Source organism: Paraclostridium bifermentans, assembly GCF_964259345.1.
In the GTDB taxonomy this organism is placed as follows: Bacteria; Bacillota; Clostridia; order Peptostreptococcales; family Peptostreptococcaceae; genus Paraclostridium; species Paraclostridium bifermentans_B.
The window spans coordinates 40470-64812 of sequence record NZ_CAXVJR010000011.1 but is presented as its reverse complement, the minus strand read 5'-3'; the positions used below and the strand labels follow the sequence as shown (position 1 = coordinate 64812).

Genomic DNA, 24343 nt, shown 5'->3' with positions numbered 1-24343 from the left:
ATGATTATTAAAGAAGGAAGGTGACCGCATGCTAGAATATAGTTCTATAGGGAGTGGGAGTAGCGGAAATTGTCATTATATTGGATGTAAGAATACTAAGGTTCTAGTTGATGCAGGCCTTAGCGGAAAAAAGATAACAACTAATTTGAAAAATTTAGATATAGATGCAAGTGATATAAAGGGGATATTTATAACACATGAACATTCAGATCATATAAAGGGAGCAGGTATATTATCTAGAAAATTTAATATACCTATATTTGCAAATGTAAAAACATGGTGTGCAATGAAAGATAAGATAGGGGATATAAAAGATGTTAATATGAAAGTTTTTGAAAATGATAAGACTTATGCACTAGATGACTTAGTAGTAAGACCATTTTCAACATCTCATGACTCGGCAGATTCCGTTGGATTTAATTTTTATAATAAAAAACACGAAAAAATTTCGATTGCAACAGATATAGGATGCATAACTGAAAATTTAAAGAAACATTTATACAAGTCAAAATTAGTAGTATTGGAGTCTAATTATGATCCTAATATGCTAATGATGGGATCATACCCATATGCTTTAAAGAAGAGGGTTATGTCTGAAACAGGGCATTTGTCTAATGAAGAAGCAGCTAAGTTTTGTGTAGATCTAGTAAACCAAGGAACTGAGTCTATATTACTTGCACATTTAAGCAAAGAAAATAACTTCCCAGAGTTAGCTTACGAAACATCTAAGGGTATATTACTTCAAAATAATATGGTAATAGGACAAGATCTAAAGTTAGATGTTCTTTTGAGAGAGGAAGCATCGGATATATATAGATTATAAAGATTGGAGAAATTTATGAATATAACTGTAATAAGTGTAGGAAAACTTAAAGAGAAATATTTAAAGTTAGGGATAGAGGAGTTTAGTAAAAGACTATCTAAGTATTGTAAGTTAGATATGATAGAGCTAGATGATGAGAAATGTCCAGAAAATTTAAGTGATAAGGACATGGAGATTGTAAAAACAAAAGAAGGTAATAAGATTTTAAGTAAGATAAAGAATAATAGTTATGTAATAGCTTTAGCGATAGATGGAAAAAATTTATCATCTGAGGAGTTAGCTGATACTATTAGTAATCTAGCTGTTAGAGGTAATAGTCATATAACATTTATAATAGGTGGGTCTTTAGGATTATCGAATGAAGTTTTAAAAAGAGCAGATTATAAATTATCTTTTTCAAAGATGACATTCCCTCATCAAATGATGAAATTAATTCTTTTAGAACAAGTATATAGAGCGTTTAGAATAAATAATAATGAACCGTATCACAAGTAAGTGATACGGTTCATTATTATTTTACTATAAAATAAATTTAACAACTTATTATAAAGGGTATGTAATAAATAATGAGTAAATAATAAAAAATATTTAAAGAACTTCTTATGATTAAAAGTAATCTTTTTATTATAAAAAGAATTTTAAATAACAAGTAATAATAAAATTATTATTAAGGTATGATTTTACTCGATAAATAGAGTTATGTAATAACTTAAATATAAAAAGGAGTAGTAAAAATGGATAGTTTAAAAGGAGAAGTCTGTAGAGAAAAAGATAATACTATAATAATAATAAAATTAAATAAATTTTGTAGAAGCGTAAAAGTTTATTATAAAAATAGTTTGAAAGATAAAGAGATATTCTTAATTAGCTTTGAGGATACAAATGAAATTAAATTTAAAGACCCAAATCCAAACAATAGAACCTTCTATAGTATAGAAGTAGGTAATGAAAAGATTATATTAGCAGAAAGAATTGTACCTTTAAAAAACTTTACCAACTTTAGAGATTTAGGAGGATATGAGACAAAAGATGGTAGAAAAGTAAAATGGGGATTATTTTATAGATCAGAAGAACTTTCAAATTTAAAAGGAAGTGATTTAGAATACTTTAAAAGTCTAGGAATAAAAAATGTACTAGACTATCGAGCTGAAGATGAACGTAAACCAAGTCCTGATGTAGAGGTAGATTCAGTTAATAATATAAATATTCCAGGGATGAATCTAAATGGCAACAATAATTTAGATATGACAGTATATGTTAAAGAGATGCTAGCTGGGAATGACAATGCCATAGATCCAGTAAAATTATTAAAAGAAGCTTATAAAACTATGCCTATAAATAATCCTGCATATAAAGAGCTATTCAAGTTATTTAAAAACCCAGACAATACAGCAATACTTCAACACTGTACTGCAGGTAAAGATAGAACAGGGGTAGGATCAGCATTGATATTATTAGCACTCAATGTAGATGAAGAAATAGTTATAAAAGACTATTTGGAAAGTAATAATAGTAGAAAAGAATTTAATAAAAAAATAATGGAAGAATATAAAGAATATATAATAAATGAAAAAATAGAGAAAATGGCTAAAAGTATATTAGGTGTTAATGAAGACTTAATAAAATCTAGTTTAAATTCAATAAAAAGCAAATATGATAGTTATGAGGAATATTTTGAAAAAGAGTATGGAATAACTAGAGCTGAACTAGAAAACTTAAGAGATATATATTTATATTAAAATTTTAATTAAATAATAAAAAAAGACACTCAATAATAAAACAAAAAGTTTTAAGTATGAGTGTCTTTTTAGTAATTTATTTACTTGCGTATGATTAATAAGTCATAGTAGAAGCTAAACTCATTCCTATTGCGAATATAGCGACAAAGTATAAAACTATAAATAATATACTTAATATAAATGACCATAATCCAGCTTTATTCCAAGTTTTTTGAACAGCTAAGAATGTTTCAACATCAGTGTAAGTTCCTTTTTTCCAAGCCCATTGGTTACCTTTTGCTCCACATACAAACATCCAAACAAGGTTGAATACAGGTATAAAGCATAATAAAGGTAAATAAGAACCATTACCTAATCCCCAAAAGATATTAAACATAAAAGCTCCCCAGTTCCATTTTTTTATTTCATTAGGAACTTGTAAAGTGTTTTGATTTTCCATAAATATATCCTTCTTTCCAAAAAAGTTTAATTTGCTAAATAACAATTACATATTATACCAGTTAAAATTGTCGATTATTGTCAATTAATGCGATAAAATGTTATTCAATGTAAAGATTTTGTGACAAGATATAAAATATTTATAAATTCTATAAAATAAAAAAATTATATTCACTAGAAAGTAATACTTTTAGTGAATATAATTTTTTTATTTTAGGAAATTTTAAGTTTACTTATATATATTAATTTCAAACAGATAGGGGGTGAAAATATGAAAGAAAAAAAGTTTAGACATGAAATTAAGCATTATATAAATACATCAGATTATTTAGCAATCAAAAGTAGATTAACTAAAATAATGAGCTTAGATAAAAATTCAAATAAAGAAAATGAATATAAAATTAGAAGCCTTTATTTTGATAATTTTAGAGACAAGGTTTTGATGGAAAAAATCAATGGGATAAGTATAAGAGAAAAATTTCGTATAAGATACTATAATGATGATCACTCGTTTATTAAATTAGAAAAAAAATCAAAGGTGAATGGGTTGTGTTCTAAAGATAGTGAGTTAATAACTAAAGCTGAGTGTGAAAAAGTAATTGAAGGCGATATAGAATTTTTACTTGAAAGTAATAAGCCTTTATTTATTGAGTTTTATTCAAAAATTAAATCGGAGTTATTAAGACCTAAAAGTATTGTTGATTACACAAGAGAAGCTTATATTTATAAAATGGGAAATGTAAGAATAACCTTTGATAAAAAAATTAGGACAGGAATTCAAAGTAAAAATTTATTTGATAATAATTTACCGACTATAGAATCTATAGATAGTAATGTAATAGTTTTAGAAGTTAAGTTTGATGAATATTTACCAGAGATAATACAAGATATCATACAAACTAATAATCGTAGAGCGACTGCAATTTCAAAATATGCAGCATCTAGAATATATGGATAAAAAATTAGGAGGAAAAGATAATGTCTAACCAAGCAGTAAATTTTAGTGATGTTTTCAAATCAAGTTTTGTTGAAAAAATGACATCTATATCATTTTTAGATATGTTAATAGCAATGTCACTTGCATTTGTATTAGGACTATTTATAATGCAGGTTTATAAAAAAACATTTAAAGGAGTTATGTACTCATCGACATTCAGTATGTCTTTAATGGCTCTTACATTAATTACAACATTAATTATATTAGGAGTTACATCTAATGTAGTTCTTTCTCTAGGGATGGTTGGTGCATTATCTATAGTTCGTTTTAGAAGTGCAGTAAAGGAACCTATGGATATAGCATTTTTATTTTGGTCAATTAGTGAAGGAATAGTATTAGGAGCGGGATTAATTCCATTAGCTGTATTAGGAGCAATTTTTATAGGAGTTATAATGGTACTATTTGCAAATAAAGAAACAACTGATAACCCATATATATTAGTTGTTAACTGTGATAGTGATAATAGTGAAAATAAAATATTAGAAAAAATTTCTAATAGTGTAAATAGATATTGTGTTAAATCTAAAACTGTTTCACCATCAAATGGAATTGAAATGACTGTTGAAGTTAAGTTGAAAAATGTTACAACAAACTTTGTTAACGAGATATCTACTATAAAGGGTGTTTCAAATGTAGTTTTAGTAAGCTACAATGGAGATTATATGGCTTAAAAGTAATAGTATACTGACTTATTACAAATAAGGTGGTGAGACTGAGTGATAAATGACAAGCAGAGTAAATATATATCTTTAATAAGTATAATATTATCGGTAGTATTTATTATAGCATCTTTACATATACCTCAAAAACAAACCGATACAGAATTTGAAGTTACAACAGAAGATGTTTTAGATAAAAATAGTATAACAAGTATAGATATAAAAATTAAAGACAGTGATTGGGAATGGATTTTAGAAAATGCAACAAAAGAAGAATATAAAAGTGCAGATATAACTATAAATGGTGAAACTTTTTATAATGTGGGAGTAAGAGCAAAAGGAAACTCAAGTTTAACTTCCGTAGCAAATGATAGTACAACAAATAGGTATAGTTTAAAAATTGATTTTGGACAATATATTGATGGTCAAACATATCATGGAATTAGAAAGTTGGCTTTAAATAACAATATATCAGATACAACTTATATGAAAGAGGCTATTTCTTATGATATATATAATCTTCTAGGTATACCAACTCCAGAGTATTCTTATACTGATATAAAGATAAATGGATCTGATTGGGGATTATATTTGGGAGTAGAAGTTATAGATGAGAGATTTATTGAAAAAAATTATGGAGAATTAGCTGGGAATTTATATAAGCCAGAAACAATGGGTATGGAAGGAAATAAGGATAATAATGGAGGTATGCAAAGACCAGATCATAATGAAGACATGCCAGAAATGGGTGGAAAACCACCTGAGATGAATGGAGAAATTCAAAATCCCCAAATTAATAATGAAGAATTAGAAAATAATGCTGGAGCCCCTAAAATGGGAAATAAAAATAGTCAGGGTGCAGATTTAAAATATATTGATGACAACATAGACAGTTATTCAATTTTAAGAGATAGTGCAGTATTTGATAACACAAAAGATAAAGATTTTAAAAAAATTATTGAAATGATGGAAAGCCTAAGTACTGGAGAAGATATAGAAAAGCATTTAAATGTTGAAGAAGTTCTAAAATACTTTGCGGTAAATACATTTTTAGTTAACTTAGATAGTTACTCAGGAGGAATGTATCACAATTATTATTTATATGAAAAAGATGGAGTATCTGAAATACTACCATGGGATTTAAATATGTCGTTTGGAGGATTTTCTATTAAAGATGGAGAAAAAGCAATAAACTTTCCTATTGATTTACCGGTAACAGGAAATTTAGAAGATGCACCTCTTATAGGTAAGCTTTTAGAAAATGATGAGTACAAAGAACTTTATCATAACTATTTGAAGCAAATATCAGAGAAGTATTTTAGTAATGGAACTTTTAACAATAGAGTTACTCAAATAGATAAATTAATTAGTGATTATGTAAAAAATGATGCTACAGCATTTTATGATTACGAAGAATATAAAACTGGTGTAAGTGAGTTAATAACTTTTGGAGAAGATAGAAATAAAAGTGTACAAGCTCAATTAAATGGAAAACAACCATCAACAGAGTATGGAAATATAGTAACTAGTTTAAATTTACCTGCATTAGGGCAACAAAATATGGGGAAAATGAAAGAGATAAATGATGAAGAAAAATCTGATGAAAAATTTATGGAAACTATAAATAATAATACTGAAAATAATTTGAACAAATCAAGTGAAGATAAACAAGAAGAACTAAGAGATGATAATAATCAAATGATGCCACCAAATATGGAAGGCAATAAGGAAAATACATGGATTTACTATTTGACATTAGGGATAACTTTAACCATGTTAGTAGGTGCAACCATATTTATTAGCAAATATAAAAGAAAAAGATATTAATATATATAATAGTCAAAAATATCGTTTTTTATGGTTAAATTAGATGAAAATTTGTCAATATAAGAATACTATGATATTATATAGTCCTATGAATAACTAGAATTTACAATTGAACGGAGGAATTATAGATATGGAAAATTTACCAAATTGTCCTAAATGTAACTCAGAATATACTTACGAAGATGGAAGTCTTTTAGTTTGTCCAGAGTGTGCTCATGAGTGGAATCCAGATGCAGCAGCAGAAGATGCAGTTGTTATAAAGGATGCAAACGGAAACGTGTTAAATGATGGAGATGCAGTAACAGTTATAAAAGACCTTAAAGTAAAAGGAAGTTCATCATCTATAAAAATAGGTACTAAAGTAAAAAGTATACGTTTAATACCAGATGCAGCAGATGGACACGATATAGAGTGTAAAATAGACGGATTCGGAGCTATGAAATTAAAATCTAGCGTTGTTAAAAAAGCATAATAATATAAAAAACACTAATCTTTTAGAAGGTTAGTGTTTTTTATATTATTAATTAAATGACTATTTATTGGATTTTATATTAATACATAAAATAAACTAGGATTGAACAATATATTAGAGGGAATTTAAAATAAACTTAAAGGAGATTTTATTATGAAACCTAATCCAGACAATAGAAAAGATAATGTAGAAAAAATACAATTCAATATTGACAGTACTATAAAAAATATTAGGTTAGCAGATAAAATGATATCAAAAACAGATGATCCAAAAACTAGAAAAGCATTGGAAGAAAAAAATGAAAGAAGAGAAGATGCTTTAAGTTACATGAGAAGTGAAATTAAAGATGAAGCACAATCTAGAGAAAATAATTATAAATAGATGAAAAGAGAGCTTAATAGCTCTCTTTTTTTATAAAATATCACGCTAAGACTTAACTTATAACGCTATTTTATATCGTAATTAATATATTTTTAGTATAATATAATAATTATAAAGAATCAATACAAAACAATAATAAACAATATAAATTAAGAATAAATAAGAGGTGAAAAGTTTGTTTTTAGAAGAAAGATATGAAAAAATTATAGATATGATTAAGCTAAATGGAAAGGTAAAGGTTAAAGAACTATCTAAGTTTTTTGATGTAACAGAAGATTGTATAAGAAAAGATTTAAAAGAATTAGAAAATAGAGGACACCTAAAAAGAGTCTATGGAGGAGCTATAATTCAAAGGGATCACATAGATCTTAAAAACATAGATGAGAGAAAAAATATAAATAAAAAAGAAAAAAGCTTAATAGCTTTAAAGGCAATTAAATTAATCAATGATGAAGATGTAGTATTTTTAGATGTATCTACTAATAACTTGGAAATTGCAAAAGAGTTAAATAAAACTAATAAAAAAATTACAATAATAACAAATATGATAGAAATTGTATGGGAATTAAGGTTAAACAATAATATAAAAGTAGTTTCTATAGGTGGGGAATTTAATAAAAAAGTAGAAGCTATTGTAGGAGGAGCGGCAGATAGATACATAAGAAACTTTAATTACGATAAATGTTTTATAGGAGTAGGAGGAGTTAATAAGGATACAGGAGATATAAGCACAATACATTTAGAAGATGGAGATACAAAGAAAACAATAATAGAATGTTCAAATAAAAGTTATATAGTAATGGAGAATGAAAAATTTAATTACGATGAGTTTTATAAATTTGCTACAATAGATGATATAACAGGTATAATAACAGAAAATGAAATAATAGAATAAGCATATAATTAATGGAGATATAATTATGAATATAGCAATAATGATTTGTAGGAAACTTATAAATAAGTGTAGTTGTACAGGTTGTTTTGATGTGTACAACTCTCTATCAGATTCTTTTGAAATATATGAATCTGAAAAACCTAAATTAGTTAGCATTTTTTGTTGTAAAGGATGTGGTAGTACTAAGTTTGAAGGTGAAGATTGGTGTCACAAAATAAATCAGTTAAAAAATAGAGATGTATATAATATACATTTAGCAAAATGTATAGAAATAGAATGTAAAGATTATGAGAAACAAGTACAAGACTTAAAAAATGAAGGGTTTAAAGTAATACGTGGAACTCATAAATAAAAATATTAAGGAGATTTATTATGGAAATATTTGCAATAGGACATTCTAATTATCCTTATGAAAAGTTAATAGATATGATAAAAAAATATAATGTAAATTGTGTTGTAGATATAAGGGAAACGCCTTATTCAAAATATAATATTCAGTATAATAAAGAAGATTTAAAAGAGAGCTTAAACAAAGATGGGTTTTTGTATATATACATGGGATATGAATTTGGAGCAAAAAGACAAACTAGAGAATCTTACAATGAAGAAGGGTATGCAGACTTTAAAGAAGTAATCAAAGAAGAATTATTTAAAAGAGGAGTAGAAAGACTTAAGAAAGGTATCGAAATGGGTTATAAGATAGTTTTATTAGGAGCTATGCAAGAACCTATAAGATGCCATAGAAGTATAATGGTAGGTAGATATTTAAATAAAAATGGATTTAATGTTAGATATATATTACATGAAGGAGATTTAGCAAATCAACAAAATATAGAAGAGGAATTATTAAATAAATATTTTAGTGAAAGAAATCAATTAAGTATAGATAATTTACTAGGTACAAATAAATCAAAGGATGAAATGATAGAAGAAAGTTATAATTTTGCTAATAAAGAAATTGGTTATAGAACAGAAAAAATAAGTAAATAAGATTAAGATATTAAGGGGAAATATATATGATAATAGATAGTATGGAATGGCATTATAGAGATAATTATCCAGAAAATATAGATAGAGTTAATGCGGCTACTCATATTGGAATATTTTTAGCTTGGATTATAGATAATAATTTTGAGAGTGAATACTTAAAAAAGATTTTAGATAGTGATATAAAAAAAGTTAAAAGAAGAGAAATTACAGGAAGAGAATTTCTAATTAATAATTGTAATAAAGCTTTAGAAGACAAATTTATAGATAAAAAAGTACTAGAGTTTACATTAGGATATTATTTGAGTAGTAGAGAGGACTATTGTCAATATATAGCTGATTATATTGAAATTTTTAAAAAAGATGAAATAAACTCAACATATGAAGTAGAAGATGTGTGGGAAAATTATGATAGAGTTTTTTTGATTATAAGCAAGAGATATAATGAGTGGAAATTAAACAATAAATAAGCTAGCAAGGTACTAACTTAAATATAGTTAGCACCTTGTTTTTATATATTAAGCATTTTGAAGACTTTGACCTATTCCTTTTTCTTTTAACTTTTCTAGCATATCAGTAGTCATCTTGTTTAAATCGTATTCAAATTTGAATCCCCACTCATTTACTGCACAAGATGGGTCTATAGAATTTGGCCAAGACTCAGCTATAGATTGACGAACAGGATCTACATTATATCCAAATTCAAAATCAGGTATATGCTTTTTAATTTCAGCAGCTATTTCTTCAGGAGAGAAATTCATAGCAGTTATATTAAATGCATTTCTATGAACTAATTTAGAACTATCAGCTTCAAGTAAATCAACAACAGCTTGAAGAGCATCAGGCATATACATCATATCCATCTTAGTTCCCTCAGCTATAAATGACTCGTATTTTTTAGCTTTTAAAGCTTCATAGTATATATCTACAGCGTAGTCAGTAGTTCCACCACCAGGAGGTGTTACATATGAGATAAGACCTGGGAATCTTACACTTCTTGTATCTACTCCAAATTTATTAAAGTAGTAATCTGATAATAATTCTCCAGCAACCTTAGTTACACCATACATAGTATTAGGTCTTTGTATAGTGTCTTGAGGTGTTAAATCTTTTGGAGAATTAGGACCAAATGCAGCTATAGAGCTAGGGGCAAAAAGTGTTGCTTTAGTTTCTTTAGAAACTTCTAAAGCATTTACTAGTCCTCCCATATTTAATTTCCAAGCAAATTGAGGTTTTTGCTCTCCTACAGCAGAAAGCAATGAAGCTAGGTGAATTATAGTATCTGCATTGTGCTTTTTGGCCATGTGACCCATAGCTTCCATATCCATAACATCTAAAATTTCAAATAAACCATCACTAACAACTTCGCTACCTTCCATAAGGCGTATATCTGTAGCTAAAACATTATCTTTTCCATATTCCTTTCTTAACTTAGCAGTTAATTCAGAACCTATTTGTCCTAAAGCTCCTGTAATAAGAATTTTTTTCATATAGTTATCCCCCTACAAAATAAATTAAAATTTTTACTTTATAACATCTAATTCCTTACCTACTTTTTGATATATAGATAAAGCTTGATCTAACATTTCTTTAGTATGAGCAGCTGTTGGCATATTTCTAACTCTTCCTGTTCCCTTTGGAACAGTAGGGAAGACTATAGATTTAGCATATACTCCTTCTTCTAATAATCTTTTACTAAATAATTGAGTTTTAGCTTCATCACCTATAATACAAGGAGTTATAGGTGTTTCACTATTTCCTATGTTAAATCCTAAAGACTTTAATCCAGATTTAAGATAATTTCCATTTTCCCAAACTTTTGAAACTAAAGAGTCATCTTCCATAAGGATATTTATTGCTTCAGTACATGCTGCAGCAGCCCCTGGAGTTAATGATGTTGAGAATAAGAATGGTCTACCTCTAACTTTTAACCAATCAATTAAATCTTTTGAACCTGCAACATAACCTCCAACAACACCTATAGCTTTAGATAGTGTACCTATTTGGAAATCCACTTTACTAGATAATCCAAAATGCTTACAAGTACCAGCTCCATTACCAGTAACACCAGAGCCATGAGCATCATCAACATAAGTGATTAAATCAAATTCTTCAGCTATTTCAACTATTTCTGGTAATTTAGCTATATCACCATCCATAGAGAAGACTCCATCAGTTATAACCATAATTTTATTATAATTACCACTATCCCTAGCTTCTTTAGCCTTAGATCTTAAATCATCCATATCTGAATGTTTAAATCTTATTATTTTAGAACCAGACAATTTACAACCATCTATAATAGATGCGTGGTTAAGCTCGTCTGATAATATAGCATCGTTTTTATCCATAACACCTTGTATAGCACCCATATTGCAGTTGAAACCAGACTGAAAAGCTATAGCAGCTTCCGTGCCTTTAAATTTAGCTATAGTTTCTTCGAGAATATCATGTATCTCTAAAGTTCCATTTATTGTTCTTACAGCACCAGCTCCAGCACCATATTTTTTTGTAGCATCTATACTTGCATTTATTAATCGTTCATTTGTAGCTAGTCCAAGATAATTATTTGATGATAGATTTATAAGTTGTTTTCCGTTTATAGTTATGATAGGCCCATTTGAACTTTGAAGAGAATCTATTTTGTTATATAATCCTTTAGATTTTAAATCATTAAGGTTTTCATTGAGAAAATTATATAAAGCTTTATTTTTTATACTTGTATCTGAACTCATAGAGTATCCCCCTTAAAATTAATTATTTACAATATAATTTTAAGTTTTTAAATTTATAGTTGTAAATAAGAATCGAAATTCAAATACTTGTAAGAATTAACAAATACTACATAAATATTCCTTAAATGTATAGTAAAATATATAAAATTGAAAAAACTATGTAAAATATAATCATATTTACTGTTAAAAATATAAAAAGTTTGATATTCTATTAATCTAAAAAACATTTTGACATCAAAGGAAGGACCTAAAGTATGAAAAAATTTGATATGAGTAAATTTTTAAAAGAATATACTATAGTAACTATAGGTGTAATCTTAGTAGCAGCTGCAATACAATACTTTTTTGCTCCAAATAATATAGCAGCAGGAGGGCTTAGTGGATTAGCATTAATAATAAATTATTATGTACCTAACTTATCGATAGGAACTATAATATTTTTAGGAAACCTAATATTATTTGCTATAGCATTTTTATTAATAGGTGGGGATTTCGGATTAAAAACTATATATGCAAGTTTTATGTTATCTATTGTTATAGAATTTATGGATAAAATAATGCACTCATATGCAATAACAACAAACTTATTGACAGCTACTATAGTAGGAACATTAGTTACTGCAATAGGTTTAGCTATAGTATTTGCTACAAATGCATCTACAGGGGGAACAGATATATTAGCTAAAATTTTAAATAGCTATTCAACTTTAAACATAGGGATTTCTCTTTTAGTAGTAGATTTATTTGTTGCAATAGTAGGTGGATTTACTTTTGGTTTAGAGAAAGGTATTTACTCTATATTAGTAATAGTATTAAATGGATTATTAATAGATAGAGTAATTGAGAAAATAGAGAAAAACAGAAATAAAAAGTTAGAAGAAAAAGAAATTAAAAAAGTAGCGTAGTTATTATACTTACGCTACTTTTTTCTTATTTAGTTATATAATTTTTATTAGCCTGATCCCAATTTACTACATTCCACCAATTCTCTATATATTCGTTACGCTTATTTTTATATTTTAAATAATAAGCATGTTCCCATACATCTATAGCTATAATAGGTGTTAGTTCCATTGATATAGGAGTATTTTGATTTGCAGTAGATATAATTGATAATTTACCTTTGTCGTCAGAAACTAACCAAGCCCAACCTGATCCAAATCTAGTTAGAGCAGATTTACTAAATTCATTTTTGAAATTTTCGAAAGAACCAAAATCTCTTTCTATAGCCTTCAATAAATCACCAGAAGGTTCGCCACCTTTATTAGGTCCCATTATAGTCCAAAAGAAATTATGATTGTAAACACCCCCACCATTATTTATAACACTTTGTCTAATATCTCTAGGAAGAGAGCTTAGATTAGATAACAATTCATCAAGACTTTTATCATATAAGTGAGGATAAGTTGATAATGTTTTGTTTAGATTATCTACATATGCTTTATGATGTTTGTCATGATGTATAATCATCGTTTCCTTATCTATGTAAGGTTCAAGGGCATCATAAGAATAAGGTAAAGGCATCAAGGTAAATTTAGTATCTTTTGAAATATCAGCAAAAGATATAGTTGAAAATAATATCAGATTTAAACATATTAAACTAAAGATAAGTTTTAAATTTTTCATATAATCACCTCATAGAATAGTATGTGCAAAAAATATAAATAAATTTAAACTTTTCCTGGGAAATAAATAAGGTTTAAATGGTGTTATTATATTAATATAATAACTAGATTGGTTTTAAATAAAGAAAGGAGAAGAACCATGGAAAATGTATTTGAACGGTACTCTGTAAATAAATTAATATTCATGTTTTCAACACCAGCTATATTTTCACTTATGCTAGAATCATTAACATCAGTAATAGATACAGCTTTTGCAGGTAGATTAGGAGAAATGAGTGAAAATGCTATATCTGCTATGGGAGTATTAAACCCCTTAATATCAATGCTTATAGCTGCTCAATTAGTTTTTGGAGTGTCTACGAGTATAATGATTGCGAAGGGTAAAGGGGAAAAAAGTGAAGAAAGAATAAATAATAGTTTTAAAGTAGGTTACTATTCATCTATAATGCTAAGTTCATTTATATCTTTAATAATATATTTGTTTCACGAAAAACTGTTAACTATAATTGGAGCAAATGGAATAGTTAGAGAATTAGCTAAAGATTATTTATTAATAGCATTAATAACAAATGTATTTAGCTCAGTTGGATATACATTAGTTAACAATGTAAGGGCATTTGGATATCCAAAGATGGAAATGTTTATTACATTTACAGCCACAATAATAAATATAAGTTTAAATGTATTATTTACATTCAAGCTTGATATGGGATTGGTTGGTATAGGGTTGGCAACATTGATAAGTGAAATATACTATGCGGTATTATCAGGTGGATTTTTACTACATAAAAAACTTTGGTTTAAAAAGAGCAAATTGAGAGTTGAACAATATAGAGAAACTTTAACTAGTTTAGTAAAAATAGGATTTGTTCAGTTTTTCATACAATCTTTATCTAGTATAGGTGGATTTATATTCAATAGGACAATTTTATACTATTCTAATATATCTTATGTTGGAGTATGGTCAATAGCACAAAAGACTCATTCTGTATTAATATTGCCACTAGTAGGACTTACACAAGGGATACAATCTGTAATAGCTTATTATGATGGCAGTAATAATGATAAACGAAAGCAAGAGGTTGTTAAGAAAAGTATATTATATAGCTTAATTTATGGAGTTTTTATAACTATTATAATAATAGGATTTACTGATTTTGTAGCTAGGTTATTTACAACAGATAATAGTTTAATAGTTCAAAGTAATCCAGTTATAAAGGTTTCATTTATAGCATTTCCTCTTATGGGGATTATATATACTTTTATATCACTTATGCAGATATCAAATAGAGAAGTAGAGGCTATGACTATAGGATTCTTACGCCAAATAGGAATATTAATTCCATTAGTTATATTGCTTCCATGGATATTTTCAAGAACTAACATATTAGGTATAGAACCTAAGTTTTCTATATTTTTTGCATTACCGATATCTGATATTATAGTTACGATAATTGCTGTTATTTTAAATAAACAAAACTCTATTAAAAGTAAGTAATCATATAAAAACATATAATTATAAAGATTCAATTTTATGGAAATAATAATTACCTAAGAACGGAGGTAATTCCCATGAAAAGAGTTGCTATAATTGGAGCTGGCATTGGAGGCTTATCAACAGCTATAAGACTATTAAAAAATGGATATAAAGTTACGATAATAGAGAAAGAAAGTACAGTAGGCGGAAAAATAAATCAATTGAATCAGTATGGAAATGTATTTGATTTAACGGCAAGTATAGTTATGACACCTCAAATATATATTGACTTGTTTAAAGATATCAATAGGGATTATACAAAGTATATAGACTTGATAAAGTTAGATACTTTGTATAACGTATTTTATAATGATGGAAAAAATTATGAATTTTATAGTGATATAGGCAAAACTATAAAAATGCTAGAAGGTATAGATAAAAATATATCTCAAAATTATTTAGACTATATAACTGATACATATAAAAAGTACATAAATATTAATGATAATTTTTTAAAAGAGCCAATGCTTGAATTAGGTGAAATGATAAATCTAAATACCTTAAATAATGCTATAAAATTAAAGCCAATGTCAAATTCTTATAAATACGTATCGAAATATATAAAAAATGACAAGCTTAGAGATTTCATCATATTTCAAAGTATGTATATAGGTATAAATCCGTATAAGTCATCAAATTTATATACAGTAATACCTGCAATTTCTCAAATTTATGGTTTATGGTATATAAAGGGAGGTATGTATGCATATATAAAAGCATTAGAAAAAATTATATATGAGATGGGCGGAGAAATACATACCAACTTAACTGTTGAAAACATAATAATTGAGAATGGAATAGTAAAAGGTTTAAGTACAAAAAAGAAAGATTATTGGGCGGATATAGTTGTGTGTAATGCGGATTTTCCATATGCAATTAAAAATTTAATAAAAGAAGATAAATATAAAGATAGATATACTGATAAAAAAATAAATCGAATTGATTATTCATGTTCCACGTTTATCATGTATTTAAACTTGAAAAAGAAGTATAAAAAGTTAAAGGTACATAATTTATACATAGGAGATGAATTTAGAAAAAACATAGAAGCTCCTTTTAATGGTGAAATTTCTGATAACCCTTCATTTTATATGTATTGCCCAAGTAAAGTTGATAAAAGCATATGCAGCAACTTTAAAGAAAATTTAAATATAATGTTAAGGGTTCCTAATTTATATTACAAAGATATTATTTGGGATGAAAACCTAATAAAAAAAGTTAGAGATAAACTTATAAGAAGTATATCTAAAATAAAGGGAATGGAAGATATAGAAAAAAATATAGTATTTGAAGAGTATTTAACTCCAGTGGACTTAAAAGAAAAATTTAATGCCTATAATGGTTGTGCATTTGGAGTAGGACATAACCTAAACCAATTAGGATATTTTAGACCAAATATAAAATCTAAGAGTGTGGAAAACCTGTATTTTATAGGGTCATCTACACATCCTGGAAATGGTGTTTCTGTGATTATTGATGGAAGCAAACTTGTAGCAAATGAAATAATAAAAAACAGTTAACTTTTAAAAGTTAACTGTTTTTTATTTAGGAAAATTCTATTATATGAAAATGTTAAAAATAAACATTTTAATATCTGTAAAAATTTAAAGAGATATTTAAAACCGTGCATTCATTATATTTCATAGATAGGAAATTATCAGAAAGAACGTTAACAAATATATATACGGCTAAGTATGTAATATAAGCTACACAGTCTGTGGCTGTAAAATATCTCTTTAAATATGTTATGAAAATAATATCACAAAAAATGTGAAAATTGTAAAAAGTGGACTGAAATCGAGTTTTTACGCACTGAAATCGATATTTCTTATGATTTTAGTGTCAAAATAACCTATCTTAGTCCACTTTTTACATAGGTAAAAATACCTATGCTAATATTTAAAACAAAGAACTATAAAGAATATATAGAAATTTTAAAAATATACGGAGGGGAAATATGAAGAAAAAATATATAGCAATAGCGTGTACTATTGGAGTTGTTTGGATAGGTGCTATAGGTTTTTTAGCAATAAAGAGTAAAGATAAACCTAATGATATTGGAACCGAAGAAAGCATAGAGAGATATGTAATACCTGAAGATAAGAAAATTTTCTTGAATGGAGTTGTACAACCAAAACAATCTAAAGTTTTTTATAAGGATGTAACAAAGGGTGAAGACTATAAAATTAATAAAAAAAATGGAGATTATGTAAGCAAAGGAAGTTTACTTATAACATACACAAATGAAAGTGTTAAAGATCAAATTTCGGAATTACAAGATCAAGTAAATAATTTAAAGAAAGAAAAAAATAAAGTTAATAATAATCCCGAAGTACAAGCTTTAGAAGGTCAAGAGATGGCAACACAATCGATACAAGATCAAATAAAAGATTTAGAAAAAGAAATTTCTAAATTAAAGAAAAAACAATATTCATGTGAATATGCTCCTTTTGCAGGAAAAGTATATATAAGTAATAAAGTTGTAGGAGAAGAAAATCAAGAACTGTTAAAACTTAGAAGTGATGATTTTTATATAAAATCGCAAGTTTCAGAAAGAGAATTAGATAATGTAAAAGAAGATCAACCTGTGGATGTATTAGTTCTAGCAAATGATAAAAAAGTAAAGGGTACAATAGGTGATATATCATATGAACCAGAAAGTCAGGTAGCTTCTTTAGGAGAAGAGGTTTCAGGAGCTTCATCGGTATCTACTTATCCAGTCACAATAGAATTAAAATCACAAGATGATGTAGTAAATGGATATCATGTTCAAGCAAAGCTTAAATTGGGAAATAAAGAATTAAAAATACCTAAGACAGCTGTCAAGAAAGATGGCGATAGTCAATATGTTTATTTAATAGAAGATAATAAGTTAAAAAAACAAACTATAAAAACAAAAGGAACTAAAGGTGAAAATATAGTAGTAATTTCAGGCTTAAAAGAAAAAGATGAAATAGTAGAAGTTATCGGGGATAACATGGAAGAAGGTCAAGAAGTTGAGTAAGATTATTCAATTAGATGGAATACAAAAGTACTATAAAATAGGAAAAGATAGACTTCATGTTTTAAAATCAATAAGCCTGGATATCGAGCATGGAGATTTTGTAATGATAATGGGTAAGTCGGGAAGTGGAAAGACTACTTTATTAAATATACTAGGTTTTTTAGATAGATTTGATGAAGGTGAATATAAATTTAATGAAGAAAATGTAAGTAATTTAAGTGAAGTTGAGAGATCACATTTTAGAAATAAAAATATTGGATTTATATTTCAACAATTTCATCTTATAAACAATTTAAATATATGTCAAAACATAGAGCTACCTATGTTATATGATAATAGATTTAATAAAAAAGAAAGACTAGAAAGAGTTAAAAGAAATCTTAAAATGGTGGGCTTAGAAGACAAATTAAATCAATATCCAAATGAATTATCAGGAGGACAACAACAAAGGATCTCTATTGCAAGAGCGCTTATAAATGATCCTCAGTTAATATTTGCAGATGAGCCAACGGGTGCATTAGATACGAATACGAGTAATGAAATAATGAATATATTAGAAAGTTTAAATAAAGAGGGAAAAACTATAATTATGGTTACTCATGACCCTGATCTAGTTAGATATGCTACTAAAGTTATATATCTAAAAGATGGTGTATTTACAGAGGAGGTCTAGAAAATGAGTTTAGAAAACTTAATTAAGAGTTCGTTACTAAGTTTAAAGGCTAATAAATTAAGAGTATTTCTAACAATGATAGGAATTATTATAGGTATTAGCTCAGTAGTAGTAGTTTTATCAATTGGTGATGGACTTAAAGCTCAGGTATCAAAAGCTACAGGAGAAACAAATGCAAATAAGGTTACAGTAAGTTTTATTCCAGAAAACTATGGAGAAGATATTTCAAGTATAGAACCTTTTATACAGGATGATATATATAACTTAAAAGAAATAGATGGAGTTGAGAAAGTAGAAAAGTCTAAAGAAAATAATGCTATGGATACAGGAAATGAAATTTATACACAAACTAACTTTCTAGACAAGTCAACTTCTATAATGGCATCTGCATATGACGATAAGAGTAGTGATATGTTTTCAAGTGATAAATCAGATAGTGTATTAGAAGGAAGATACTTTAAAAAAAGTGATATAAATAATGATGTAATAGTTTTAACTTATGAAAATTCTCAAGCTTTATTTGCTGAACCTAAAGAGGCTATAGGAAAAGCTATAAATTTAGATGGAACAATGTTTGAGATTATAGGAGTTTTAGAAAAATCAGATGATATATTTTCTTTTAGTGGAGACCTAGTTCAAAAAGCTTCTATAGATAGGATCAATAATATAAAAAATAAAAGTGATGAAGATACTATAACTGCTTTAGATGTATACATATCTCCAGGACATGATTTTAGTATTGTTTCTGAGGAGGTTAAATCTAATTTAGAGGAATCACATTCTGATGTAGCAGGTACATATGAAATATTTAACCCAGGAGAGATAACTAAGGCATTTACTAAGATAATATCAGCGATAACAATGTTTATTACACTTATAACAGCTATATCGTTATTTGTTGGAGGAATAGGTGTTATGAACATAATGTATGTTTCAGTTACAGAGAGAAAAAGAGAAATAGGTATAAGACGAGCAATAGGAGCAACTCCAAATTCTATAATGTTACAGTTTTTATTTGAAGCGATATTTGTAACGTTGTTAGGTGGATTATTAGGGATATTAGTAGGATTTTTACTATCTCAATGTGCGGGAATGTTTATGCCGTTTAAACCAGTACTTACATTAAAAACTTTTATAGGAGCATCATCGACATCGGTAATAGTAGGAATAATATTTGGAATAATTCCTGCATACAAAGCTTCAAAATTAGACCCTATAAAAGCTATATATAATTAATATTTTATAAAGATAAGTGAGGAGATATTATGAGCAATTTAAAAACATTATTGTTTCAACCAAAAGAATATTTTAGTGGTTTTCAAGGTGATAGTATAGAGAAAAGAGAATCCATAAATTTAAAGCTTTTATTCTTAATTTATATAGGAATAAGTATAATTAGTGGAGTAATTCAAACAATGTTAGTTCCAGAAGCTGCTGATATTACAGAAACTTTTGGGCTAAGTGGAGCTTCATATATGGCATTTCAAGTTGTAGGATATGTTGTATTTCCTATAGTATGGGCATGGATATGTGTAAATGTATTGTATATAGTAAATAAAATATTAATAAGTGGATTTGAAGATAAAGAGATACTAGATAAAAAATATTTTAAGAGCTTGTTATATGTTAGATTCATAGGTGTTGCAATAGCTGTTTCTATACTTGGGATAGTGATGAGCTTAGTTATAAGAGATGAAATATACGTAGGAATAGCAGGCGTAGTTAATAATCTATTTATAAAGTTATGGGCGGCTTACATGTTACATGGAATACTTAAATATTATATAGCAACAAGAAAGTTACATATAGTGCTTCCTATTGTACTGTATATATTTACTATAATAGGTTCAGTAATGACAATAGCATCACTTTTATTTGCAGCATCTATGCCAATGTAAAATAATAAGCTATAAAGCTAGAGATAGTTACACTTCTCTAGCTTTTTTGTATATAAAACTATTATATATTTTTTATTTCATCTTTATCCCATATAAATAATTGATCTGAATTATTTAATGCTTTAAAAAGATTTCTCTTAACATTAGGTATATCTATGTTTAGTTTTTGAATAAGTTCCTTAACATTTTGTCTATTAGTATGACCATCAGCTGGACATGGATTTTTTATAACTGGGTAATTATAATCTCTAGTTGCTTTCTTTGTCATATATTCATCTATATAAACCATAGGTCTTATTATAGTTAAATCTTGTCTATCAAGATGAGTTTTTGGAGAAAAACAACTAACTCTTCCTTCATAAAACATAGACATTATAAAAGTTTCAACAGCATCATCTTTATGATGACCTAAGGCCACTTTGTTACATCCTAACTTTTTAGCTGTATCATTTAAAGCCCCACGTCTTAAATTTGCACATAATGAACATGGGTTTTTTTCTTTCCTTATATCAAAGATTATCTCTTTTATATTTGTTTGAACTTCATGAAATTCAACACCTAAGTCTTTACATAAATCATATAAAGGTGAGTTATCTACTCCTCCTGGGTTTAAAGTTATTGCGATTAGTTCAAATTTTTGAGGTGAAAACTTTTTATAGTTATTTAAAATATGAAGAAGCGTTAAACTATCTTTACCTCCAGATAATCCAACTGCTATTTTATCGTTGTCTTGTATCATGTCAAAATCATTAATTGCTTGTCTTGCTTTACTAAGTAGTTTTTGCATATATATTCCTCCTAAGAATATAAATTATTTGTCAGAAAAATATTATATCAGACTAAAAAACTTATAACAATTAATAAGGCATACTTTTAAATTAAAGAATTATTTTTATGAAAAACTTAATAATAAAACTAAGGAAATGAATTTGAACAATTAAAATAAACAAATAATGGATTAACTATATAATGGAAAATAAAATATAGATTTTAAAAGTAAACGATATCATGAGATTTATATAATCGGAATATTCAAGAAAATATTGCAAAACCTCAAAATATGTACTTTTTTGTCTAGAAAAAGAATGCATATTTATGTTAAAATATGAAAGTGATTCTTATGGGAGGTCGAAAACAAAAATGGCGAATAATACACAACCGTATGCTTTGGTTTTTGGAGTATCAATATTTGATATTATCGGATTTACAAAAAATAATTATAGATGCAATGATTCAAATCCAGGAAAAGTTAAAACTTCTTTTGGAGGGGTTTGCAGAAATATAGCAGAAAATATGGCAAGAGTAGGAGTAAACACAAAGTTCATATCTATATTAGGTGATGATGAAACAGGAAGAAGAATGATGGAACATTCTAAAGTTATGAACTATGATATGGAAGAGTCGTTAGTTATAAATGGTGAAAGTACACCTACATACATGGCTGTTTTAAATCATGAAGGAGAGCTTGAGTCGGCAGTAGTAGATATGAAAATAACTGATTTATTTACTACAGAATTTATAGATTCAAAGGCGGAAATAATAAAAGGTTCTGAATATATGTTTTTAGATTCAGACAAACCAGATATTGTAGAATATATAGTAACTACATTTAAAGATGATACTAAATTTATATTAGACCCAGTATCAGCTTGTAAGGCAAAAAATATAAAACATTTAATAAAGCATTTCCATACTATAAAGCCAAATAGATACGAGGCAGAAATAATGTGTGGATTTGAAATAAAGAACGAAGAAGATTTAAGAAGAGCTGGTAAGCACTTTATAGACTTAGGAATAAAACATGTGTTTATAAGCTTAGATGAAGATGGAATTTACTACAACAATGGCATAGAAGAAGGAACTATAAAAGCTAACAATGTTCCAGTTGTTAATGTTACAGGTGCAGGAGATTCATTCGTAGCTGGTTTAGGATATGGATACATGAACAATGTGTCATTAAAGGATACTGTAAAATATGCAGTAGCTATGTCTGTTTTAACTATAGCTCATGAAGATACTATACATCCTGATATGAGTGATGCCACTGTTTTAGAACATATAGAAAAACTTGATTGGACGGAAATAGAGTATTAAAAAAGAACTATCTTAAATAAGATAGTTCTTTTTTAATTTTAACTAGAATGCCCAGTTTCCATCTTTGAATATTTGAACTTTTTCACCATCAGCTTTTTCACCAACTATATTCATGTCTTCAGAACCAATCATGAAGTCAACGTGAGTTATACTGAAGTTTATACCATGCTTGTATAATTCTTCTTGTGGTATATTAACACCATTTTCTACACAACTCTTATAAGCTGTACCTATAGCGAAGTGACAAGATGCATTTTCATCATATAAAGTATTGTAGAATACTATATCAGTATCAGATATAGGAGATTTAAATGGAACTAAAGCAACCTCTCCAAGGTAATGAGAACCTTCATCAGTAGCTATTAACTTAGATAAAGTTTCATATCCTTCTTCAGCTGTAAAATCAACTATTTTTCCATCTTTAAATGTTAATGTAAAGTTATTTATAACATTTCCTCCGTAAACAAGTGGCTTAGTACTTGCAACAACACCATTAACACCAAACTTATGAGGTAGAGTAAATACTTCTTCAGTTGGTATATTTGGATTGAAGTTTACACCGTTAGGGTCTTTTGAAGCACCACTTGCCCATATGTGACCTTCAGGTAATTCCATAGTTATATCTGTTTTACCAGATTTGAAGTATAAAGTTTTAAACTTACTGTCATTTAAGAACTTCATTCTTACTTTTAAGTTTTTATTGTGCTCATTCCAAGCTTCTATAGGATCTTCTTGATCAACTCTTGTACAATGGAATATTGCTTCCCACATTTTATCTATTGCTTCTTGCTCAGAAACACCAGGGAATACTTTTTGAGACCATTTTGCTGTAGGAACAGAAACTATACTCCACTTAGCTTTATCTGATAAAGTATATGATCTCCACTCTTGAAGAGCCTCAGCAGAAGCTTTTTGGAAGTTAGCTACTCTTTGAGGATCAACGTCTTTTAATAAATCTGGATCTTGAGCATAAACGCTTAAGAAAGCTCCGCCGTTTTTAGCTATGCTTACATATTGATCAGATACCCAAGTTGGGAACTCATTGAAAGTTTCATCAGGAGCATTTAAGTATTTTATAAGAGTACACTCTTCATCAGACCACTCTACAAAAACTTCTTTAGCACCTAAATCATAAGCTTTTTTAACTACTTTTCTTACGAAAGGAGCACATTCAATAGGAGATCTAACTAATAACGTTTGTCCGGGTTGTATATTTACTCCTACTTTAACTGATAACTCAGCATATTTTTCTAAATTTCTTTCTAAATTCATAAAGGCCACATCCTCTCAAAATATTACATATTAAGTAAAATTATGCTATTTATCTTAAGTATAGCACCATTTTGATATATACTACAAAACACTTTTTTCATTTTAAAAAAGTTGTATTATTCTAAAATAAAAGAGTATTCAAACATATCTGTATATATTATTAAATATCATAAAAATAGAATACCCAAAATTTAAGAGTTTAACAAAATAGAGTAAATAATGTAACTATTTTAAAGTTCATGAGTGATAGTATAAGGTTATATATTTTGATATAATAATATTTATTA

At 27.3% G+C, this 24343-nt stretch carries 26 protein-coding genes; 20 read left to right on the top strand and 6 right to left on the bottom strand.

Annotation, left to right across the window (positions count from 1 at the left end):
• Window positions 1-28: 28 nt before the first annotated feature.
• From ACEXNK_RS16350 to ACEXNK_RS16340, 3 genes are all read left to right on the top strand, one after another.
• Entirely contained in the window at window positions 29-823 is a 795-nt protein-coding gene (locus ACEXNK_RS16350) for an MBL fold metallo-hydrolase (protein ID WP_373600134.1), read from the top strand.
• A gap of 15 nt (window positions 824-838) precedes the next feature.
• Window positions 839-1318, top strand: a complete 480-nt coding sequence (rlmH, locus tag ACEXNK_RS16345) for a 23S rRNA (pseudouridine(1915)-N(3))-methyltransferase RlmH (protein ID WP_373600133.1) — start codon at window positions 839-841, stop codon at window positions 1316-1318.
• 239 nt (window positions 1319-1557) lie between these two features.
• The gene (locus ACEXNK_RS16340) at window positions 1558-2562 is read left to right on the top strand and encodes a tyrosine-protein phosphatase (RefSeq protein ID WP_373600132.1); all 1005 of its coding nucleotides are present in this window, start codon (window positions 1558-1560) and stop codon (window positions 2560-2562) included.
• Between the two features lie 94 nt (window positions 2563-2656).
• Here the strand turns inward: ACEXNK_RS16340 and ACEXNK_RS16335 are convergent, their stop codons facing one another.
• Window positions 2657-3001 carry a hypothetical protein gene (locus ACEXNK_RS16335; protein WP_373600131.1) on the bottom strand — a complete coding sequence of 115 codons (345 nt, stop codon included), beginning with the start codon at window positions 2999-3001 and terminating at the stop codon, window positions 2657-2659.
• A 270-nt stretch (window positions 3002-3271) separates the two neighbouring features.
• On the opposite strand from ACEXNK_RS16335, the gene ACEXNK_RS16330 reads away from it, so the two are divergent.
• From ACEXNK_RS16330 to ACEXNK_RS16290, 9 genes are all read left to right on the top strand, one after another.
• Window positions 3272-3958 (top strand): polyphosphate polymerase domain-containing protein, encoded by a 687-nt coding sequence (locus ACEXNK_RS16330; protein ID WP_373600130.1) that lies wholly within the window; start codon window positions 3272-3274, stop codon window positions 3956-3958.
• Between the two features lie 20 nt (window positions 3959-3978).
• Complete coding sequence (locus ACEXNK_RS16325; RefSeq protein ID WP_373600129.1) at window positions 3979-4668, top strand: DUF4956 domain-containing protein; 690 nt, start codon at window positions 3979-3981, stop codon at window positions 4666-4668.
• A 45-nt stretch (window positions 4669-4713) separates the two neighbouring features.
• On the top strand, window positions 4714-6483 hold the full coding sequence (locus ACEXNK_RS16320) for a CotH kinase family protein (RefSeq protein ID WP_373600128.1): 1770 nt from the start codon (window positions 4714-4716) through the stop codon (window positions 6481-6483).
• 130 nt (window positions 6484-6613) lie between these two features.
• Window positions 6614-6955: a zinc ribbon domain-containing protein YjdM gene (locus ACEXNK_RS16315; protein WP_373600127.1), complete on the top strand. Its 342-nt coding sequence runs from the start codon at window positions 6614-6616 to the stop codon at window positions 6953-6955.
• A 153-nt stretch (window positions 6956-7108) separates the two neighbouring features.
• On the top strand, window positions 7109-7336 hold the full coding sequence (tlp, locus tag ACEXNK_RS16310) for a small acid-soluble spore protein Tlp (RefSeq protein WP_373600126.1): 228 nt from the start codon (window positions 7109-7111) through the stop codon (window positions 7334-7336).
• 175 nt (window positions 7337-7511) lie between these two features.
• A complete protein-coding gene (locus tag ACEXNK_RS16305; RefSeq protein ID WP_373600125.1) occupies window positions 7512-8231 on the top strand; it encodes a DeoR/GlpR family DNA-binding transcription regulator in 720 nt (239 codons plus the stop codon).
• 25 nt (window positions 8232-8256) lie between these two features.
• Window positions 8257-8583: a CGGC domain-containing protein gene (locus tag ACEXNK_RS16300; RefSeq protein ID WP_373600124.1), complete on the top strand. Its 327-nt coding sequence runs from the start codon at window positions 8257-8259 to the stop codon at window positions 8581-8583.
• A gap of 20 nt (window positions 8584-8603) precedes the next feature.
• Complete coding sequence (locus ACEXNK_RS16295) at window positions 8604-9221, top strand: DUF488 domain-containing protein (RefSeq protein ID WP_373600123.1); 618 nt, start codon at window positions 8604-8606, stop codon at window positions 9219-9221.
• A 26-nt stretch (window positions 9222-9247) separates the two neighbouring features.
• Complete coding sequence (locus tag ACEXNK_RS16290) at window positions 9248-9688, top strand: DUF7832 domain-containing protein (RefSeq protein ID WP_373600122.1); 441 nt, start codon at window positions 9248-9250, stop codon at window positions 9686-9688.
• A gap of 48 nt (window positions 9689-9736) precedes the next feature.
• On the opposite strand, the gene ACEXNK_RS16285 is transcribed toward ACEXNK_RS16290, so the two are convergent.
• Window positions 9737-10708, bottom strand: a complete 972-nt coding sequence (locus ACEXNK_RS16285; RefSeq protein WP_373600121.1) for an L-threonine 3-dehydrogenase — start codon at window positions 10706-10708, stop codon at window positions 9737-9739.
• Between the two features lie 33 nt (window positions 10709-10741).
• A complete protein-coding gene (locus ACEXNK_RS16280; protein WP_373600120.1) occupies window positions 10742-11953 on the bottom strand; it encodes a glycine C-acetyltransferase in 1212 nt (403 codons plus the stop codon).
• Window positions 11954-12207: 254 nt separating this feature from the next.
• Here ACEXNK_RS16280 and ACEXNK_RS16275 point away from each other — a divergent pair, with 254 nt between their 5' ends.
• Complete coding sequence (locus tag ACEXNK_RS16275) at window positions 12208-12858, top strand: YitT family protein (RefSeq protein ID WP_373600119.1); 651 nt, start codon at window positions 12208-12210, stop codon at window positions 12856-12858.
• A 25-nt stretch (window positions 12859-12883) separates the two neighbouring features.
• Here ACEXNK_RS16275 and ACEXNK_RS16270 read toward each other — a convergent pair whose 3' ends face one another.
• Window positions 12884-13579 (bottom strand): superoxide dismutase, encoded by a 696-nt coding sequence (locus ACEXNK_RS16270; protein WP_373600118.1) that lies wholly within the window; start codon window positions 13577-13579, stop codon window positions 12884-12886.
• A gap of 138 nt (window positions 13580-13717) precedes the next feature.
• Between ACEXNK_RS16270 and ACEXNK_RS16265 the strand changes: the two genes are divergently transcribed.
• The 6 genes from ACEXNK_RS16265 to ACEXNK_RS16240 all read left to right on the top strand — a co-directional run bounded on the left by ACEXNK_RS16265 (window position 13718) and on the right by ACEXNK_RS16240 (window position 20690).
• Window positions 13718-15076, top strand: a complete 1359-nt coding sequence (locus ACEXNK_RS16265; protein WP_373600117.1) for an MATE family efflux transporter — start codon at window positions 13718-13720, stop codon at window positions 15074-15076.
• A 74-nt stretch (window positions 15077-15150) separates the two neighbouring features.
• Complete coding sequence (locus ACEXNK_RS16260) at window positions 15151-16635, top strand: phytoene desaturase family protein (RefSeq protein WP_373600116.1); 1485 nt, start codon at window positions 15151-15153, stop codon at window positions 16633-16635.
• A 437-nt stretch (window positions 16636-17072) separates the two neighbouring features.
• A complete protein-coding gene (locus ACEXNK_RS16255) occupies window positions 17073-18119 on the top strand; it encodes an efflux RND transporter periplasmic adaptor subunit (protein ID WP_373600115.1) in 1047 nt (348 codons plus the stop codon).
• Entirely contained in the window at window positions 18112-18792 is a 681-nt protein-coding gene (locus ACEXNK_RS16250; RefSeq protein WP_373600114.1) for an ABC transporter ATP-binding protein, read from the top strand. Before ACEXNK_RS16255 ends, ACEXNK_RS16250 begins: the two co-directional genes overlap by 8 nt.
• Before the next feature lie 3 nt (window positions 18793-18795).
• Window positions 18796-20028 carry an ABC transporter permease gene (locus ACEXNK_RS16245; RefSeq protein ID WP_373600113.1) on the top strand — a complete coding sequence of 411 codons (1233 nt, stop codon included), beginning with the start codon at window positions 18796-18798 and terminating at the stop codon, window positions 20026-20028.
• Window positions 20029-20057: 29 nt separating this feature from the next.
• Window positions 20058-20690, top strand: coding sequence for a hypothetical protein (locus tag ACEXNK_RS16240; protein ID WP_373600112.1), 633 nt, complete (start codon window positions 20058-20060; stop codon window positions 20688-20690).
• Window positions 20691-20751: 61 nt separating this feature from the next.
• Here the strand turns inward: ACEXNK_RS16240 and ACEXNK_RS16235 are convergent, their stop codons facing one another.
• On the bottom strand, window positions 20752-21477 hold the full coding sequence (locus ACEXNK_RS16235; RefSeq protein WP_445013615.1) for a tRNA 2-thiocytidine biosynthesis TtcA family protein: 726 nt from the start codon (window positions 21475-21477) through the stop codon (window positions 20752-20754).
• Between the two features lie 353 nt (window positions 21478-21830).
• On the opposite strand from ACEXNK_RS16235, the gene ACEXNK_RS16230 reads away from it, so the two are divergent.
• Window positions 21831-22784, top strand: a complete 954-nt coding sequence (locus ACEXNK_RS16230) for a carbohydrate kinase family protein (RefSeq protein ID WP_373600111.1) — start codon at window positions 21831-21833, stop codon at window positions 22782-22784.
• Between the two features lie 42 nt (window positions 22785-22826).
• Here ACEXNK_RS16230 and ACEXNK_RS16225 read toward each other — a convergent pair whose 3' ends face one another.
• Complete coding sequence (locus ACEXNK_RS16225; protein WP_373600110.1) at window positions 22827-24056, bottom strand: aminopeptidase; 1230 nt, start codon at window positions 24054-24056, stop codon at window positions 22827-22829.
• Window positions 24057-24343: the final 287 nt, after the last annotated feature.

Excerpts from the sequence above, each read along its gene's own strand:
- ACEXNK_RS16350 (WP_373600134.1), top strand. The coding sequence starts at position 29 with ATGCTAGAATATAGTTCTATAGGGAGTGGGAGTAGCGGAAATTGTCAT.
- rlmH (WP_373600133.1), top strand. The coding sequence starts at position 839 with ATGAATATAACTGTAATAAGTGTAGGAAAACTTAAAGAGAAATATTTA.
- ACEXNK_RS16340 (WP_373600132.1), top strand. The coding sequence starts at position 1,558 with ATGGATAGTTTAAAAGGAGAAGTCTGTAGAGAAAAAGATAATACTATA.
- ACEXNK_RS16335 (WP_373600131.1), bottom strand. The coding sequence starts at position 3,001 with ATGGAAAATCAAAACACTTTACAAGTTCCTAATGAAATAAAAAAATGG.
- ACEXNK_RS16330 (WP_373600130.1), top strand. The coding sequence starts at position 3,272 with ATGAAAGAAAAAAAGTTTAGACATGAAATTAAGCATTATATAAATACA.
- ACEXNK_RS16325 (WP_373600129.1), top strand. The coding sequence starts at position 3,979 with ATGTCTAACCAAGCAGTAAATTTTAGTGATGTTTTCAAATCAAGTTTT.
- ACEXNK_RS16315 (WP_373600127.1), top strand. The coding sequence starts at position 6,614 with ATGGAAAATTTACCAAATTGTCCTAAATGTAACTCAGAATATACTTAC.
- tlp (WP_373600126.1), top strand. The coding sequence starts at position 7,109 with ATGAAACCTAATCCAGACAATAGAAAAGATAATGTAGAAAAAATACAA.
- ACEXNK_RS16300 (WP_373600124.1), top strand. The coding sequence starts at position 8,257 with ATGAATATAGCAATAATGATTTGTAGGAAACTTATAAATAAGTGTAGT.
- ACEXNK_RS16295 (WP_373600123.1), top strand. The coding sequence starts at position 8,604 with ATGGAAATATTTGCAATAGGACATTCTAATTATCCTTATGAAAAGTTA.
- ACEXNK_RS16290 (WP_373600122.1), top strand. The coding sequence starts at position 9,248 with ATGATAATAGATAGTATGGAATGGCATTATAGAGATAATTATCCAGAA.
- ACEXNK_RS16285 (WP_373600121.1), bottom strand. The coding sequence starts at position 10,708 with ATGAAAAAAATTCTTATTACAGGAGCTTTAGGACAAATAGGTTCTGAA.
- ACEXNK_RS16280 (WP_373600120.1), bottom strand. The coding sequence starts at position 11,953 with ATGAGTTCAGATACAAGTATAAAAAATAAAGCTTTATATAATTTTCTC.
- ACEXNK_RS16275 (WP_373600119.1), top strand. The coding sequence starts at position 12,208 with ATGAAAAAATTTGATATGAGTAAATTTTTAAAAGAATATACTATAGTA.
- ACEXNK_RS16270 (WP_373600118.1), bottom strand. The coding sequence starts at position 13,579 with ATGAAAAATTTAAAACTTATCTTTAGTTTAATATGTTTAAATCTGATA.
- ACEXNK_RS16265 (WP_373600117.1), top strand. The coding sequence starts at position 13,718 with ATGGAAAATGTATTTGAACGGTACTCTGTAAATAAATTAATATTCATG.
- ACEXNK_RS16260 (WP_373600116.1), top strand. The coding sequence starts at position 15,151 with ATGAAAAGAGTTGCTATAATTGGAGCTGGCATTGGAGGCTTATCAACA.
- ACEXNK_RS16255 (WP_373600115.1), top strand. The coding sequence starts at position 17,073 with ATGAAGAAAAAATATATAGCAATAGCGTGTACTATTGGAGTTGTTTGG.
- ACEXNK_RS16245 (WP_373600113.1), top strand. The coding sequence starts at position 18,796 with ATGAGTTTAGAAAACTTAATTAAGAGTTCGTTACTAAGTTTAAAGGCT.
- ACEXNK_RS16240 (WP_373600112.1), top strand. The coding sequence starts at position 20,058 with ATGAGCAATTTAAAAACATTATTGTTTCAACCAAAAGAATATTTTAGT.
- ACEXNK_RS16235 (WP_445013615.1), bottom strand. The coding sequence starts at position 21,477 with ATGCAAAAACTACTTAGTAAAGCAAGACAAGCAATTAATGATTTTGAC.
- ACEXNK_RS16230 (WP_373600111.1), top strand. The coding sequence starts at position 21,831 with ATGGCGAATAATACACAACCGTATGCTTTGGTTTTTGGAGTATCAATA.
- ACEXNK_RS16225 (WP_373600110.1), bottom strand. The coding sequence starts at position 24,056 with ATGAATTTAGAAAGAAATTTAGAAAAATATGCTGAGTTATCAGTTAAA.